The 15,642-nt window shown below is 60.4% G+C and carries 17 protein-coding genes; 9 read left to right on the forward strand and 8 right to left on the reverse strand.

The genetic code is table 11. The features are described 5' to 3' along the window. Positions 1 to 231: 231 nt before the first annotated feature. The 4 genes from NW812_RS04175 to NW812_RS04190 all read right to left on the reverse strand — a co-directional run bounded on the left by NW812_RS04175 (position 232) and on the right by NW812_RS04190 (position 4,920). Positions 232 to 1,260, reverse strand: a complete 1,029-nt coding sequence (locus NW812_RS04175; RefSeq protein ID WP_414394313.1) for a M14 family metallopeptidase — start codon at positions 1,258 to 1,260, stop codon at positions 232 to 234. A gap of 190 nt (positions 1,261 to 1,450) precedes the next feature. Continuing rightward, positions 1,451 to 2,920, reverse strand: coding sequence for a glutamate-cysteine ligase family protein (locus tag NW812_RS04180; protein ID WP_414394315.1), 1,470 nt, complete (start codon positions 2,918 to 2,920; stop codon positions 1,451 to 1,453). Positions 2,921 to 3,066: 146 nt separating this feature from the next. Further along, a complete protein-coding gene (locus tag NW812_RS04185) occupies positions 3,067 to 4,419 on the reverse strand; it encodes a TldD/PmbA family protein (protein ID WP_414394316.1) in 1,353 nt (450 codons plus the stop codon). A gap of 93 nt (positions 4,420 to 4,512) precedes the next feature. Then, positions 4,513 to 4,920 carry a hypothetical protein gene (locus tag NW812_RS04190; protein ID WP_414394318.1) on the reverse strand — a complete coding sequence of 136 codons (408 nt, stop codon included), beginning with the start codon at positions 4,918 to 4,920 and terminating at the stop codon, positions 4,513 to 4,515. Between the two features lie 107 nt (positions 4,921 to 5,027). On the opposite strand from NW812_RS04190, the gene NW812_RS04195 reads away from it, so the two are divergent. Both NW812_RS04195 and ispF read left to right on the forward strand, forming a co-directional pair. Then, on the forward strand, positions 5,028 to 5,321 hold the full coding sequence (locus NW812_RS04195) for a TIGR02450 family Trp-rich protein (protein WP_414394320.1): 294 nt from the start codon (positions 5,028 to 5,030) through the stop codon (positions 5,319 to 5,321). A 364-nt stretch (positions 5,322 to 5,685) separates the two neighbouring features. Beyond that, the gene (gene ispF, locus NW812_RS04200) at positions 5,686 to 6,159 is read left to right on the forward strand and encodes a 2-C-methyl-D-erythritol 2,4-cyclodiphosphate synthase (protein ID WP_414394413.1); all 474 of its coding nucleotides are present in this window, start codon (positions 5,686 to 5,688) and stop codon (positions 6,157 to 6,159) included. 8 nt (positions 6,160 to 6,167) lie between these two features. On the opposite strand, the gene NW812_RS04205 is transcribed toward ispF, so the two are convergent. Together NW812_RS04205 and NW812_RS04210 are read right to left on the reverse strand one after the other, a co-directional pair. Then, positions 6,168 to 8,333: a glycogen debranching N-terminal domain-containing protein gene (locus NW812_RS04205; RefSeq protein WP_414394321.1), complete on the reverse strand. Its 2,166-nt coding sequence runs from the start codon at positions 8,331 to 8,333 to the stop codon at positions 6,168 to 6,170. 58 nt (positions 8,334 to 8,391) lie between these two features. Next, positions 8,392 to 9,474: a glycosyltransferase family 4 protein gene (locus tag NW812_RS04210; protein ID WP_414394323.1), complete on the reverse strand. Its 1,083-nt coding sequence runs from the start codon at positions 9,472 to 9,474 to the stop codon at positions 8,392 to 8,394. A 205-nt stretch (positions 9,475 to 9,679) separates the two neighbouring features. Here NW812_RS04210 and NW812_RS04215 point away from each other — a divergent pair, with 205 nt between their 5' ends. The 5 genes from NW812_RS04215 to def all read left to right on the forward strand — a co-directional run bounded on the left by NW812_RS04215 (position 9,680) and on the right by def (position 12,705). Continuing rightward, a complete protein-coding gene (locus NW812_RS04215) occupies positions 9,680 to 9,817 on the forward strand; it encodes a hypothetical protein (protein WP_414394325.1) in 138 nt (45 codons plus the stop codon). Positions 9,818 to 9,828: 11 nt separating this feature from the next. Further along, positions 9,829 to 10,251 carry a thiol-disulfide oxidoreductase DCC family protein gene (locus tag NW812_RS04220; protein WP_414394327.1) on the forward strand — a complete coding sequence of 141 codons (423 nt, stop codon included), beginning with the start codon at positions 9,829 to 9,831 and terminating at the stop codon, positions 10,249 to 10,251. Positions 10,252 to 10,257: 6 nt separating this feature from the next. Then, on the forward strand, positions 10,258 to 10,458 hold the full coding sequence (locus tag NW812_RS04225) for a hypothetical protein (RefSeq protein ID WP_414394329.1): 201 nt from the start codon (positions 10,258 to 10,260) through the stop codon (positions 10,456 to 10,458). 209 nt (positions 10,459 to 10,667) lie between these two features. Next, on the forward strand, positions 10,668 to 12,125 hold the full coding sequence (gene purF, locus NW812_RS04230; protein ID WP_414394414.1) for an amidophosphoribosyltransferase: 1,458 nt from the start codon (positions 10,668 to 10,670) through the stop codon (positions 12,123 to 12,125). 28 nt (positions 12,126 to 12,153) lie between these two features. After that, positions 12,154 to 12,705 carry a peptide deformylase gene (gene def / locus NW812_RS04235; protein WP_414394330.1) on the forward strand — a complete coding sequence of 184 codons (552 nt, stop codon included), beginning with the start codon at positions 12,154 to 12,156 and terminating at the stop codon, positions 12,703 to 12,705. 36 nt (positions 12,706 to 12,741) lie between these two features. Here def and gltX read toward each other — a convergent pair whose 3' ends face one another. Next, positions 12,742 to 14,181, reverse strand: coding sequence for a glutamate--tRNA ligase (gene gltX / locus NW812_RS04240; protein ID WP_414394332.1), 1,440 nt, complete (start codon positions 14,179 to 14,181; stop codon positions 12,742 to 12,744). A gap of 217 nt (positions 14,182 to 14,398) precedes the next feature. Between gltX and NW812_RS04245 the strand changes: the two genes are divergently transcribed. After that, positions 14,399 to 14,749 (forward strand): hypothetical protein, encoded by a 351-nt coding sequence (locus NW812_RS04245; protein WP_414394334.1) that lies wholly within the window; start codon positions 14,399 to 14,401, stop codon positions 14,747 to 14,749. Positions 14,750 to 14,811: 62 nt separating this feature from the next. Next, positions 14,812 to 15,039, forward strand: a complete 228-nt coding sequence (locus NW812_RS04250; protein WP_414394335.1) for a DUF2555 domain-containing protein — start codon at positions 14,812 to 14,814, stop codon at positions 15,037 to 15,039. Between the two features lie 205 nt (positions 15,040 to 15,244). Here the strand turns inward: NW812_RS04250 and NW812_RS04255 are convergent, their stop codons facing one another. Next, the gene (locus NW812_RS04255; protein ID WP_414394337.1) at positions 15,245 to 15,508 is read right to left on the reverse strand and encodes a DUF4404 family protein; all 264 of its coding nucleotides are present in this window, start codon (positions 15,506 to 15,508) and stop codon (positions 15,245 to 15,247) included. Positions 15,509 to 15,642 lie beyond the last annotated feature (134 nt).

Here is a 15,642-nt window from a genome sequence, read left to right on the forward strand (position 1 = left end):
CCGGCACACCCGCCTGAGGCCGACGGCCAGTGCTTCCCAGTCTAACCCCTTGCCACTCAAGACGCGGCTCCTTTTGAGCGAAAAGCGTGCCCATTCAAAATGCAGGCCAGGGGAGCGAGCAGGCAAGGGGCATCAGGGGTGTAGAGCGGTGATCAAGTCCGCTTGGTTGAGCAGCAAGTCTGGTGGGCGGCAGTCCACAAGCGTTGGAAATTGGAGGAGCTCCTCAACCCTCTAGTCCTCGTTCGCGACAGCGGTGCGGCAGCGCTCCATCAGGTAGCAGAGGCAATCTTGGCGGATGATATGGCTATTGAGGGTGAGCATGGCTGGCACAAGAGGCACACGGGTGCGAATTTCCCCATCCTGGGCATAGAAAAAGCGCTCCGCCACATTTTGGCCTTGCTCATCTTGCACCTCCAGGTAGAAACCGTTGGTGGTCCATCCAATGCAGGTGTGGGGAGGTAACTCCCGAAAGTTAAGCAGATCCAAGTTGGGGGGGAAGCGCAGGTGTGGTTGGGATCCCTGCGGCTTGCTCTCTTCTTCCCCAAAGCTAAAGCTCACCTCTTCCGGGATCCTGACAATGGCGATGCTGTGAAAGAGGTCGATGTCTTGTCTAAGGACGGGGCGCTGCGGGATGGCCGAAAGATGAAGACAGGCTTGCAGAAATGCGTAGGCATGCTGGGTGCCGTAGGGCTGATCCGGCTTGCCGCACTCCAGGGTCACTGCCGGGCAGAAGCGCCCAAAGGCCATGCTCTGCACGCCTTCTGGCCGCCTGAAGTAGAGGACAGTGCGACCAAACAAGGTGGCCAGGTGCAAGGTGGAAGGATCTAGGTAATTGACACAGGCGTAATGAGGGTTGGTGCCCGTGTTGTTGTGGATGTCAACGCTGGCAAAGACGCCGCGTTGCCGCATCTGCCGCAAAACCGCCTCGGCCATGGCATGCTCGGGGGTGGAGCCGGGGCCCCAAATGCGGTTGTAGTCTGGCTGGCCGTCCAGGCGCCGCTGCCCATAGCGAGCAGCCCGTACATTGCCGATGAAGAGGGACAGGGAACGGGGCAGTTCTCGCTCGCGGTAGCAGCGCAGAAGCTGTCGCACTGCCTGCCAACCAGTGGTTTCGTTGCCGTGCAGCAGGACAGACACAAACAAGGGGGGATCCCGCCTTCCCCGCAGATGGATGAGGGTTGGCCCGCCCAAGCGGTCGTAGAGTTGATGGGCTTCTAAATCTAGGAGTTGATCCGGCAGGTGGTCGAGAACGGTGAGCATGAGGGTTGGGCAAGCACTTCAACGCAAACTCTTGGCTGCTCAGGAGCAGAAATGAACAACTGGCTACCGTGCTGGTGGCTTGGGTCGTCGCCCTGCCCTTTGATTTGAGAAGGCATCTCCCCCCTTCCAAGCTGGGCAAGGGATCCATCTTGCCCAGGGGGATCCCCTGCCATACGGGGAGGGCGCTTTCCTAGTCGAGATCCCAAGTGTGTACCGGCTGACCTTGCCGCTGCCGTTCCCAGTAGGCACAGGTCAATTGTTGCATATCTTTACCATGCCGAGCCACGTAGCGCCGCTGCCAGGTGGCCCCATTCTGCCCCAACTCGACGCGGGCACGGAGAATGCCCAGGTACTCCTGGATATCCTGGGAGGACAAGTTCAGTTGCGCCAATCCTTCCTCGGCCATAGGAATTAGCTCTTCCAGCAGCAATTGGCGCAGGGATCCCTGCCACCCCTTGAGCCAGGTGATGGGGGCCTCGAGGCCGAAGCGGGCAGCCGCGTAGAAATTGGCGCGGCACTGGGCAAAGCTCAGCTCCTGCTCCGGGGGAAGGGGTCGGGATCCCAGAGCTTGCACCAGGCCAAAGTAGAAGGCAGCATTGGCGATCATGTCGGGTAGAGTGGGACCTGCTGCAGCCACCCGCTGTTCAATGCGCAGATGGGGATAGGGATCCACCCCCACCAGAGGGCGGTTCCAGCGCCAGATGGTGCCGTTGTGCAAGCGCAGATGGGCTAGCTCAGTAGGAGGTGAGGCCAGCCTCTGCGGCAACACCACCGGATAGCAGCGTAGATTTTCCCAGAACAACTCCATCAGGGACTCTTGCACATAGCCTTGCCCAAAGGTGACGCGAGGTTGGTGGGTGGGGGCAAGGGGGGGTGGGCCATCCAACGCCTGCTCAAACACAGGGATGCGGGTTTCTGCCCACAGATCGTGCCCGAACAGGTAGGGGGAATTGGCCGCCAGCGCTACCAAGGGGGCCGACACGAGCAGGGAAGCGTTGAAGTAGCGGACCGCTTGGTGGGGGGCCACCTGCAGATGGATTTGAAAAGAGGTGGTGGCTGCCTCCAGCATGACGTTTGGGTGGGTGACCCGCAGCAGGGTGGCAGGCCCTTCGATTGTCAGCCCCAGGGGCGGGATCCTGGAGGGTTGCTCGCGCCGGTGCAGGTTCAGGATCTGCTCGTTGAGGGCCAGGTAGCGCTTGCGAGGCGAGATCATCTCCAAAGTGAGCTGCTGCTGCTGCAGCGTGGGCAAAATGCCGATCGTCATCAGCCCCGCCTGCAGTTGCTCGGCCACTCGGTAGCAGTGATCCCAGGTCTGCGCCAGCTCTTGCTGCAACTGCCGCAGAGCCGAGCCGACCAAAACTTGGGGCCGGCTGTTGATCTCCACGTTGAACTGGGCCAGTTCCGGCACCACCAGCGGATTGTTCACGGCCTCCAGGTAGGCTGAGTTTATCGGGGCCGGATCTCCCTGAGGGGTCACCAGCCATGCCTCCAGCTCAAACCCGCCCACCGGGGATCCCTGGGCAAAGGGCTGACAAGCCGGATCCAGCCCCGGCGCACCGGCCAACCAGCGGTCGAGCAAGTCCGTTTCTTGCTGCAGCCGAGCTTTGAACTCGGCAAAGTCTTCGTCGCTAAAACTCAGGCAGGCGATCTCCTGGCCCATCGAGACAACTCCGCGGCTTTTGGGAATAAGACCACCGTATCGCTGCTGCCAGGGATCCCGGGGTAGGACAGTTTACCGCTGTTGCCTCCTGGCCAGCTCTAGCCTATGGTTGCTGGCTGGATATCCCAGGGCACTTACTTGGTCAGCTATCCTGCCGTTATCGAGACATCTTCAATGCGCAGGGCAGGAAAGGCAGCCGTGCCGTTGAAGACAGTTACTTCCTGGGAGATGGCAGAGATATTGCGCAAACAGTCGTAGAGGTTGCCGGCAATGGTGGTCTCCAGGATGGGGCGTTTTTCGCCGCCTTTGACCAAGAAGCCCCCCTTGACTACCCCAGAGAAATCTCCTGTGATGGGGTTGCTGCTGCCGGAAAGCCGGGTGACGATGATGCCCCGCTCCATCGCGTACAACTCCGCCAGGGGCGTTGTCCCTGGAGCCAAGCTCAGACAGGCCGGCCCCACTCCTGGCAAGCTGCCCGCTCCCCCTGTGGCATGGCCATTGGAGGGAACGCCGGCAGCCCGGCCCTCGTAGCTGTTGTACATGAAGTTGCAGAGGATCCCTTCGTGGATTAGGGGGGTAACTTGGCGGGGGATCCCCTCGCGGTCAAAGGGCTCAATGGGGTAGCCAGGCAAGCCCAGGCCTTCCGAAACCAGCGTCAACAGAGGGCTGGCGATAAGGGATCCCATCTTCTGCGCCAGGGGGCTTTTGCCTTTGCGCACTGCATCCGCCCCCAGCACAAAGAGGAGGTCTCCCAGAAACTCCTCCACCACATCCGGCGGCAGGACGATGGGGCCACGAAAACTCTCTCCCTTGCTAGCCCCCAGGGCCCCCACGCACTTTTGCACAAAGCGATCAAAAGCTCGCTCTAGGGCCGGCACCAGATCCGCCCGCTTCTGGACGCTGTCGCCGTCGTAGGCAAAGCTGCCTACCTCATCCCCATCGATGGCCATGCCAAATAGGGATCCGCCCGCTTCAACGCTGTGGTAGTTGGCGCGGATGCCGGTGGAAGAAGCAATGGCCACGGTATCCTCTTCCACACTGAAGGAGCCGCTGTCGATGGTGATGCGCGGGTCTTTGGAGCGCACCCACTCCACCAGTTGGGATCCCAGTTGCGTCAGCTCGGCAGCATCCAGCTCCAGCAGGCCTGGGTCAAGGGCAAAGGGCACCTGGGGCAGAGGCTGGGGATCCGGCAGGGCGTTGAGGGGATCCGCCGGCGAAGCCTTGGCCATGGCCACCGCCTCAGCTGCTGTTTCGGCCAGATCTTCTGGGCGGTTGGAGGTGGCAAAGCCCAGCCTGCCGCCGCAGAAAACTCGGATGCCAAACAGGGTCTCACAGCTAGTGCGAACCAGGTTGAGGTCATTTTTCTCAAAAGTGACTTCCGTCTCGCGGCCTGAGTTGGCAAACACCTCGGCTTGGTCAGCGCCGGCAGCCAAGGCCTTTTGCACACCCTGTTCGCAGAGATCTAGCAAGTTTTCGGGGGAAATAACAGAGCCGGGCATGGCTGAGAGGGGCAAGAGAACAGTTCTATTATCAACCTAGGGCCAAGATCTCGCTCAGGAGCAGGAGACAAGCCCTCCCTCAGGCGGCGGCCCCTACTCCAGCGGCTGATCCGAAAAAAGCAGGGGAGCGATATTGGCCGCCTGGTTGAGCGGGATCTCGTCGTGGATGGCGTACTGGTAAAACTGGTCTATGCGCCGGCACAGGCCCTCTGGGGTTAAGGCCTGCACGTTGGAGCTGATGATGTAGCTCTGGGCAGGAGAGGTTCGGAACGCCTGAAAGGCTTTGCGACAAAACGCCTGCTTGGCTTCGGGATCGGCCTGGCGCCACTCCGGCCCCGTTAGTTTGCCAGATAGTCCTGGCTCAGTTGCTGCCCAAGCGCTGGACGCGACCCAGGGCAGTCCCGTGCCCAAAACCAGACACGCCAGGAGGAGCAATAGAAGTCTCGCTTTCAGAAGCACCTGCTGCCAAAAGAGCCACAGCGGTTGCCCATGTTGCACCATCGTTGGATAGGCTAGGGGGTAAATTGGAATGCCAGAGCACTTCTAGCCATCCTACCGCTCCTCGCTCGCCCCCAGGCAGCGGTAGGGTAGCAGCCAGTCCTCAACCCATGGCCCGTAGCAGACCCCGCCGAAAGCAGCGCTTTCCCCACCTCCTCGGCTCCAAGTGGACTTCGGTTCAGCCTGTGCTGGGCTGGCGACATTTTCAGGTTACCGCTCGCCAAGAGGGGGAAGGGGGGGTAGTGTTTGCCGAGCTCAGAGCCGTCTGCGATCCCCAGGTGCGCCTCTGGGTCAACGCGGCCACCCTGAAGAACCGGGATCTTTGGCAGCCGGGCTGGACGCCTCTCGAAGACGGGATCCCCTGTGGGCGGCAGGATCCCCTTCTGGACAGGGCTGGGGGATAGTTTCTCTCAAGCTGGGGCTCAGGGATCGATTAGGATCATCTCTCTAGTGTGGTGTTTTAATTCGGAAGCTTGAGGAGAAGAAAGCGAGATGGCCAGATGTGACGTTTGCGGAAAAGATCTTAGCTACAGCGATTATCAGTGGGCCAAGCGCTGCGCCAATCCCTACGGGAAGTCTCACCTCATCTGCTTCGACTGCTACAGTGGTTCGTCTTGTCCCATCTGCTATTCCCCTCTGGAGCCGGCAGAATAGAAAGAGGCGTTCTCAAAAGCTGCTTGTCGGTTACTCGACTTCCATCCCCCTAGCTCCTCGGAGGGGGCAATGGTCGACAAGGGTCTCGATGGTTTTCCCAAGGGAGCCGGAAAAGTGCGCATTGGCCAGGGCTACGACATCCACCGCCTCGTCGAGGGGCGCCCCCTGATCCTGGGCGGGATCCGGATCCCTTACGAAAAGGGGCTATTGGGCCATAGCGACGCCGATGTCCTCACCCACGCCATCATGGACGCCCTCCTGGGAGCTGCCGCCCTGCGGGATATCGGCTACTACTTTCCCCCGGAAGAGGAGCGCTGGAAAGGGGCAGATAGCATCCTTTTACTACAGCAAGTGGTGCAGCTGGTGGGCCAAGAGGGCTGGTGCGTTGCCAATGTAGACAGTGTGGTGGTGGCGGAGCAGCCCAAGCTCAAGCCTCACATCCCTGCCATGCAGGCTCGTCTAGCCGAGGCTATGCAAATATCGCCCAAGCAGGTAGGGATCAAGGCCACCACCAACGAAAAACTGGGTCCTGTAGGTCAGGGGGAGGCTATGGCTGCCTTTGCTGTAGCCTTGCTGGTGGAACGCTGAGGGCATTCCTACCTCACCGTCAACTCCACATCCCCTGTGCTTCTCAGGACGTTGATCCCCACCCCTCCTGCCTGGAGATACAGGCCAATGTCCAGGGATCCGCGCCCCACCTGAATGTTTTCGAGGGTAACATGGGGCAGCCACGGGGGCAGGGTGGGCTGAGTCAGGTGCACCCGCTGGGCCAAGCCGTCGATCTCCAGGCCTAGGCAGGCCTGCAGCAGCAGGAACACGCTGGCCGCCGCCCAAGACTGGGGCAGACAGGCCACCGGATAAAGGGTGGGGCCTTCCCGCTGGCGCCGCCGAAAGCCACAGAACAGCTCCGGCAGCCGCCGCAGCTCTAGAAACTGGCTGGCATCGAACAAGGCTGTCAACACCTGGGCCGCCTCCGCCTTATAGCCATAGCGGGAGAGCCCTGCCGCAATCAGGGCATTGTCGTGGGGCCAGATGGAGCCGTTGTGGTAGGACATGGGATTGTAGCGCCCTTCCCCTTCCGCCAGGGTGCGGATCCCCCAGCCGCTAAAAAAAGCCGGCTCCAAGAGTTGCCGGGCAATGCGCTCGGCATGCTGCGGGTGAGCGATCCCGGAAAACAGGCAGTGGCCCATGTTGGAGCTGCGCACGCGACAGGGTTGCTTGCGCCCGTCCAAAGCCAGGACGTAGCCGCCCAGCTCTTCACACCAAAACTGCTCCCAAAACCGCTGCTGCAGCTTTTCTGCTTGCTGCCGCAGTTGCGCCGCCTGCTCTTGCCGCCCCAATAGCTCTGCCATCTCCGCTGCCAACAGCTTGGCCTCGTAGGCGTAGCCCTGCACCTCGCACAGGGCTATGGGTGGCTCCGCTAGGGATCCGTCGGCATAGAAGATGGCGTCTTCCGAATCTTTCCAGCCCTGATTGCGCAAGCCCCGTCGCGCCTTGCTGGCATACTCCAAGAAGCCGTCGCCGTCCAGATCCCCGTAGGTGTCCATCCAGCTTAGGGCTGCTTCGATGTTGGGCCACAACTGCCGCAACAGCTCGAGGTCGCCGCTGCGGCGCACATAGCGCCCTGCTAGCACCACAAACAGCGGCGTTGAGTCGATGCTGCCGAAATAATTGCCAAAGGGGATCTCGCGCGTCTTGGCCATCTCGCTGTAGCGCTGCTCGTGCAAGATCTTGCCCGGCTCGGCATCGCGGCTGGGATCTACCTCCTGGGCCTGGTGGGCTGCCAGGTACAGCAGCACTCCCCGCGCCAAATCGGGAAACCACCAAAGGGTGGCTAGGGCAGTGATCAGCGCGTCGCGGCCAAAGACTGTGGCAAACCAAGGTACGCCAGCGTGGGGATAGAGCCCATAGGGCGTGCGGGCCAGCATCATCACCAGGTCGTCCCGCGAGGCGTTGAGCCACTCGTTAAACTGAGCGTTGCCAGTGTCGATGCGGTGGGCCAAAGCTCTTAGCGCCGCCCGCTGCTCCCGTTCTGCCTGCAGTGCCTCCTGGTAGGTCAGGGGCGGGATCTCCTCGCCGCCATAGCTGCAGACTACCCTTACTTCTAGATCCCGCTCCTCCTGAGGTGCCAGCGGCACCCACCACTGCGCTAGCTTTTCCGAAACCACGTCCGGAGGAGGGGAAAATAGGAGCCGCGTCTGCCGCTCCAGTCCGTCTAGGCCGCGGTAGCGCAAAGTTACCCCCTCCGGCGTCACCTGGGCCGGCAACAGTTGCCCCCGCTGCGCCCGCCGGATGCCGCGAATCTCAAACATGTCGGCAAAGTCGGCCTCAAAGCGCAGGGTAAGCGGCACGCGGAGCGTCTCCAAACCGTAGTTGTGAATGCGAATGCGCTCATAGGCCACGTTGTTCCACAAGAAAGTGGTGCGCAAGACGTGTAACGTCTCTTGTTCAATGAACTGCCCCTCCGAGGTGGTGAACTCGGGGTTGGTGAGATCCACCGCCAGAATGTCCTTGTCTTCCCGCACCTCTGAGCTGAGCAGCAGAAACTGCTTCCCCTGCAAGTCCAAGACCAGCCGAGATAAAAAGCGGGTGTCATCGCGAAACAGGCCGTGATCCCGGATGCCGAGGGGGCGCATGTTTCCCAGGCGGTCAAAAACAGCAAAGCAGTTGTCCTGCTTGAGGACGTGGGGACGCGCCTCCACCAGCGAAGCGCTGGCGCGGATGTAGTACTGATCCTGAATCTGGATGATGTCTTCGGCCATCTCGGTCTTCGCACCCAACCAAAGCAGCAAAACAGCAGCCTCGCAGCTAGCTCAAGCTTTAACTGGGCAGAGTTGATAGGCCAGGGGTGGCTTTCTTCGATCGCCCCTGCCGCTCGTTCACCAACTGGTTGTAGAGGGCCTCGTATTCCGACACCATCCTCTCGACGCTAAACCGCTCCTCAAACACCTGCCGCACCCCAGCTCGGTCAAGGGATCCCACCTTTTCCAAGGCCTCCACTGCCTCTTCCACGGAGTCAACAATAAAGCCGGAGCGGCTGTCGGCCATCACCTCGGGCACCGAGCCAAAGCGAGTAGCAATCACCGGCGTGCCACAGGCCATGGCTTCAATCATCACCAGCCCAAAGGGCTCCGGCCAGCGGATGGGAAACAGCACCGCGTAGGCCTTGCCCAAGAACTCGTTTTTCTCTTGGTCAGTGATTTCCCCAATGATCTCCACATTGGGATGGCGGCTAGCCAGAGGCTTAATTTCTAGCTCGTAGTACTGGCGATCCACCGCGTCGATCTTGATAGCAGCCTTCAGCGGCATCCCTGCCCGCGTGGCAATTTCAATGGCCGTGTCCAACCCTTTTTCCGGCGAGACCCGGCCCAGAAAGGCCAGGTAATCCCCCTTTTCTGGGTAGAAACGGTGGAGATCCAGGGGTAAGCCATGGTAGACCGTCCCTACCCAGCGCGCCTGGGGCAGCGGCCGCCGCTGAGCATTGGAGATGGAGACCACCGGAATGTCCTGAAACTCGCTGTAGAGAGGCTGCAGCTCCGGAATGTCCAGTCGCCCGTGTAGAGTGGCCAAAAAAGAAACTTGAGGGTGGCGGCGGGCCAGGGCGTAGGGATAGTAGTCGATGTGGCCATGGATAATGTCAAACTCGTTGGCCATCTGAAAGGCCTTCTCCACCATCAAGATGTGGGGAGCCACCGTATCAATGGCCGTGGGATCCAAGCGCAAAGCCCGCTCCCGGAAAGGGATCAAGCGAGCCTGGGTCTGAGAGTCGCCGCTAGCAAATAGAGTCACCTCGTGCCCGCGCCGCACTAGCTCTTCAGTTAACCACGAGACCACCCGCTCGGTGCCGCCGTAGAGCTTGGGGGGTACACTTTCGTGCAAGGGGGCAATTTGGGCAATGCGCATCGTTATCCTCCAAACCAAATTGGTAGCCGTTCGGGATTGTTGGTTGCGCCGAGCTAAAGGCGCTTCTCAGGTGCTGACCCCGGCAGCCCAGCCCTGTTACAGCTGGTCGCAGGATTTTCTTACAACCCCTTGGCTAAAGCCGGATGATAAAAAAGAGGGAGCCAGATAGATCCAGCCTATGGGCTAGCTGGCTGGCTTTGTTGCGTTGGCTGGTGAGAAAATAGCCCATCCTCCAAGCCTAGCCGATTTCCAGCACGAATACAATCGCCTCATGGGCCGGCTATTTCTGCCGCGGCAAACAGAGGCAGAGTACCAAGCCCGAATTTTGGGTCAGCCCGCCTGAGGGATCCCACCATGCCCTACATGGTTATCTACGACGGCCTCTGCAACCTCTGTGCCACCGGCGTTCAGCTCTTGGAGCAACTGGATCGCGGACGGCAGTTTTGCTATGCCCCCATGCAAGATGCTTCTACCCTGGCCCAATGGGGGATCCCACCGGAGCAGGTGGAGCTGGGGGTGATTCTCATCGATCTGGAGCACCCAGAGCGCCGCTGGCAGGGATCCGCTGCCATTGAACAAATTGCCGCCCTTTTGCCGAGCGGGGAGGTGTGGCTGGCTTTTTACCGCAACTTCCCCGGCTTGAAGCTTCTAGGGGATCGAGGCTACGAACAGATCCGGGATCACCGCTACGAGTGGTTTGGCCGCCGTAACACCCCATACCTATCTGTCTACCCTGCTTGTGTTTCCTGCCGGGATCCCTTGGCTGACAACCCATAATACTTGGTGGCCATTCGCCAAACCGTCCCTCTAGCCGCCATTGCCCGCGACCAAATTCAAGACTTGAAGGCATGGGCTGCTGAGTCGGGAGCTCGAACCGCCTCCCAGGATCAGCGGTTGGTTCAAGAGCTGCAAACCCTGGCTCAAAAGAGAGGACTAGGCCCCATTGAAGTCGATAGCCCCTCTTCCGCCCTGAAAGACCTATAGCAACTTGGCAGTGACCTGCTCATCCCGGCGCAGTCGAGGGGGAAGGGGCTGGGCTCAGGCTAGACTGGTAGGTACAACCGGCAAGATGAGGATCCATGGCAGCAAAAGCGGGGGCAAGACCGTCTCCAGCGGGGGGAGAGGAGCAGAACTGGCCTGCCGGCTTTTGGAACAGCCAGGAGGAGCCCAAGGAGGCCTGTGGAGTATTTGGCATTTTGGCCCCTGGGGAGGAGGTGGCCAGACTAGCCTACTTTGGGCTGTTTGCCCTGCAGCACCGTGGCCAAGAATCGGCGGGGATCGCCACTTTTGAAGGAGCCTTTTGCCGAGTACACAAGGCGATGGGCCTAGTTTCCCAAGTTTTCGACGAGGTAAACCTGGCCCAGCTCAGCGGCGACTTGGCAGTGGGCCACACCCGCTACTCCACCACTGGCTCTAGCCGCATGGCCAACGCTCAGCCGGTGATCGTGGAAAGCCGCCTGGGGCCGCTGGCTTTGGCCCACAACGGCAACTTGGTCAATGCCGAAGAGCTGCGCAGAGAACTGGAAGCTGCCGACCGCCACCTCACCGGCAGCACTGACTCGGAGTGCATTGCCCACGCCATTGCCCAGGCGGTCAATCAGGGCCAAGGGTGGGTAGAAGCCACCTGTCGGGCTCTGCGCCGCTGCCGTGGGGCTTTTAGCCTGGTCATCGGCACCCCCGAAGGGCTGATTGGAGCGCGGGATCCCTACGGCGTGCGCCCGCTGGTGTTGGGGTTTTTGAGCCGCAACCCCACCAGGCAGGAGCTGCTGCAGCCCCAGAGGGTGGGCAGCCCTCATTGCCCCGAAGCCCCACGGTTACACTATGTCTTAGCCTCCGAGACCTGTGCTCTGGATATCATCGGAGCCGATTACCTGCGCCAGGTGGAGCCGGGGGAGCTGGTGTGGATTGACCGGCAGGGGCTGCAATCGGTGCGCTGGGCGGAGGCCAACCCTAAACTGTGCATCTTCGAGATGATCTACTTTGCCCGCCCCGATAGTTGCATGCATGGGGAAAGCCTCTACTCCTACCGGGTGCGGCTGGGAGAACAACTGGCCAGGGAAGCTCCGGCAGAGGCCGACTGGGTGATCGCGGTGCCCGATTCCGGCACCCCGGCAGCCATTGGCTATGCCCGCCAGACAGGGATCCCCTACACCGAGGGGCTGATTAAAAACCGCTATGTGGGCCGCACCTTCATTCAGCCCACCCAGTCGATGCGGGAGCGGGGCATTCGCATGAAGCTCAACCCCCTGGAAGATGTGCTGCGGGGGAAGCGAATTGTTATTGTGGACGACTCGATTGTGCGCGGCACCACCAGCCAGAAAATCGTCAAGGCCCTGCGCCAGGCGGGGGCCACCGAAGTTCACATGCGCATCTCCAGTCCGCCGGTTACCCATCCCTGCTTCTACGGCATCGACACGGACAGCCAAGACCAGTTGATTGCCGCCAGGCATTCGGTGGCAGAAATTGCTGAGAAAATCGGGGTGGACTCTTTGGCCTACCTGAGCTGGGAAGGCATGCTGGCGGCCACAGGCCAGGATCCCAATTCTTTTTGCTCTGCCTGCTTTACCGGCCACTACCCCATTCCTGTCCCAGAGGGGCTAAAGCGCTCCAAGCTCGCTCTGGAGACAGCAGCCAGCCGCAAAGATCGCTAGCCAATGCTGGAGAGCCTGCGGAGGGAACATGACCTTGCGCCTGCGCCAACTGGGGGATCCCATCCTGACTCAAGTAGCTGAGCCGGTCACTGAGTTTGGAACGCCGGCTTTGCAAAACCTCATTGAAGAGATGCTTGCCACTTTGAAAGAAGCCCAGGGGGTGGGCTTGGCGGCCCCTCAGGTGGGATCCCCCCTCCAGGTCATCATTGTGGCCTCCCGTCCCAACCCTCGCTATCCCGACGCTCCCCAGATGGAGCCGCTGGTGATGCTCAACCCCCGCCCCTTGGCCTTGAGCGACGAGCAGGTGCTAGGGTGGGAGGGCTGCTTGAGCGTGCCCAACTGCCGTGGCCTAGTGGCCCGTGCCCGCGAGGTGGAGGTGGAGTACTACACCCCAGAAGGTGTCCGGCAGAGAGTGACTTGGCAGGACTTCCCAGCACGAATTTTCCAGCACGAGTACGATCACCTCTTGGGCCGGTTGTTCCTGGATCGGCAGCCGCAGCAACTGCTGACGGAAGCTGAGTACCAGGCCCAGATCCACAGCTTGGCCGGTGGCAAAGAAGAGCAACAATTGCCACCCTGACAAAAGCCTGCAAAGGCAGAGCAGTCAGCGTCCTAGTCAGCCCACCACCTTCTGCACTGCCTGCAGCCGCCCCAAGGCCCAGCCTCGCCGGTGCAACAGGGCAAAAGAGGTCAGTAAATCTGGCCCCTGCAGCTCGCCGGTCAAGGCCGCCCGCAAACTTTTCATGAGCAAGCCCTTTTTCATCCCCTGGCTTTGGGCCACCTGGTCCACCAGTGGCTGCAGGCTCTCAGCAGTAACTGGCTGAGGCAGCTCGGCAGCAGCCAACGCAGATGCCATGGCTGCCATTGCCTCTGCCACTCCCGGCAAGCGCAACTGTTCCAGCGCAGGCAAGCTGTAGCTAAGGGGCTCTACGAATAAAAAGCGACTTAGGGGAGGGGCCTCCGCCAGGCGGTCGATGCCGTCAGCCACTAGGCGAGCCACATCCTCTAGCCAACTGGAATCGGGCACCGATCCCAGGTCAAACCCCGCCGCCTGCCAAAAGGGGGTAAGCCGCTCCACCAACTCCGCTGGCGAAAGCCGCTTGATGTACTGGCTGTTGATCCAGTTCAGCTTGTCCCAGTCAAAACGGGCAGCAGCCCGGTTGACTCGGTCAAAGTCAAACAGGGTAGCTGCTTTTTCCAACGAGAAAATTTCTTCCCCATCTGGGGGAGACCAACTCAGCAAAGCCAGGTAGTTTTTGAGGGCCTCGGGCAGAAAGCCCATTTGCTGAAACTCGGTTACCGAAGTGGCTCCATCCCGCTTGGAGAGCTTCTTCCCCTCTTGGTTTAGGATCAGGGGGGAATGGGCAAATTGCGGCGGTTCATACCCCAGCGCTCGGTAGAGCAAGATCTGCTTGGGCGTGTTGCCAATGTGGTCTTCGCCACGGATGACGTGGGTGATGCCCATGTCAATATCGTCTACCACCACTGCCAAGTTGTAGAGAGGGTAGCCATCCGCCCGCGCGATGACCATGTCCCCACCCAAGTCCTGGGTGTTCCAGGTAATGGGGCCGCGGATGAGATCCACCCACGAGACCTCCATCGGCTCCTCAATCTTAAACCGGATCACCGGCTGCCGCCCCTCAGCTTCGTAGGCCCGTCGCTGCTCCTCGGTGAGGAAACGGTGGCGGTTGTCGTAGCGGGGGGCTTTGCCAGCGGCCTTTTGGGCAGCCCGCATGGCTTCCAGCTCCTCCTCAGTGACATAGCAGCGGTAGGCTAGCCCCCGATCTAGAAGCTGCTGCACCACTTCCCGGTAGCGCGCTATGCGGTTGGACTGGTAAACAGGCCCTTCGTCCCAGTCCAGCCCCAGCCAGGCTAGCCCCGCGAGGATATTACGGGTGTAGCGGGGGGAAGAGCGCTCGCGGTCAGTGTCTTCGATGCGCAGGATGAACTGGCCACCATGGCGGCGGGCATAGAGCCAGTTGAACACTGCTGTCCGGGCTGTGCCAATGTGCAAGTTGCCAGTTGGGCTGGGGGCAAGGCGAACGCGAACACTCACAGGCAACGCTTCCTAAAGAGGGTATCCCGATCCTAGTCAGCATTGGGATCCCTTGTCATGTTGGAATCCGTATGCGGTTGCCAATCGAAGCAGTTTGGGTAGAATCCGCCTTAGCTGCCAGTCAAGCGGTAAGCTCCCCGGGAGTAAAGGTTGATGGGCAGCGCCCAGATCTTCCCGTGTTGAGGAACAAGCTGTAGCGTAAAGGGAATTACGGAACATGCGTCTAGCCTTGGCGATGGTCCTAGGGTGTTTAGCCGCCGGGATCCCGGCAAGGGGTGTCTTTGGCCAAATTGCCTATCCTTCTTACCCGGTGGGGAATACCTTGGATGAGATTCTGTTGGATAAGGGCAGGGAGGTGGATCCAGTGGCTTTCCCTGAAGAGGTGGTGCGCTCCCAGGCCAAGCGAGTCACTGCCTTCTTCACCGCTTTGCTAAACCAGCGCACCAACATCCCGCCCTTGCGCTCTTTGGATTTGCCTAGCCCCTATCAAGCCTCAGTTCGTACTCAGGCCGGCTATTACCGCGTCACCCAGACAGAGCCTGTTTTGGACGCTGAGATCCTCCGCTAGGCAAGCCGAGGAGTGGGAAACTAGGAGAGGCTAAGATCGGCTTGTAGCGTTTCAGGCTGCCTATGCCTGCCCAACCCAAGGTGAAAGCCCCTTCTAAGGGTGTGGATCCCCGCCAATTCACTGCAGCTGATGTGGCAGCTATTGCAGAGCGACTGGAGCGCAACGAGTACCCTAACCTCTTCGACTGCCTGGAAGACTGGCGCCTACTGCAGGCCGTTGCTTTTTACTCTCCCAAGCTGGTGGCTCCTTATGCCCACTTGTTGGAGTGGGGAGAAGTGGATGAAGATTAGAGCTGGCTCTGAGTTTCTCCTTCAGCCGGCTTGACCAGGTGGGCCTAGTCGGGGCGGGTCCAATTTGGCCAGCTTGGAATGGCTTTCTCGAAGGTCTTGGATCTTGCGGCTATTGGCGGCACTCTGCTCGGGCGTCCAGGCCAGCAGTTTTTCTACCCGAATCCAACAAGCAGCCTTGGCTCCGGTTGTTCACTGCCTTTCGGAGCTACAAACCCATCCCTGCCAGCGTGTCGATCAGCTGCTCCAGGATCAGGGTGAGGTTGGGGTGAGAGGCTTCAAACAAGGCCAGTGCTTCTTCCAGGCGATCCTTTAGCCCTCGGTCTTGTTGGCTTCCCATCTCGGCCAGCAGCGCTTCCACTTCCTGACAGATGGCGGCAATTTGCTGCCGTTGCTTTTCCTCCAAGCCAGAGGCCTTTTGCAGCTCAACATCAAGATCATGCAGCAGCTTGCGCAGTCTTGATTCGGCCATTCTCAAGTCCCACCACCTTGCCCTAATCAAATCATACGGCTTGCCCGAGAATCTCAGAGGTGGAAGCGCCCTTAGCTAAGGATAGGCAGCAACCTGGCTTCTGCTGCTCTGGGCCGATAGGGGATGGGGCAAGA

Origin of the sequence: Synechococcus sp. O70.2 (assembly GCF_047462135.1) — a bacterium.
GTDB lineage: Bacteria > Cyanobacteriota > Cyanobacteriia > Thermostichales > Thermostichaceae > Thermostichus.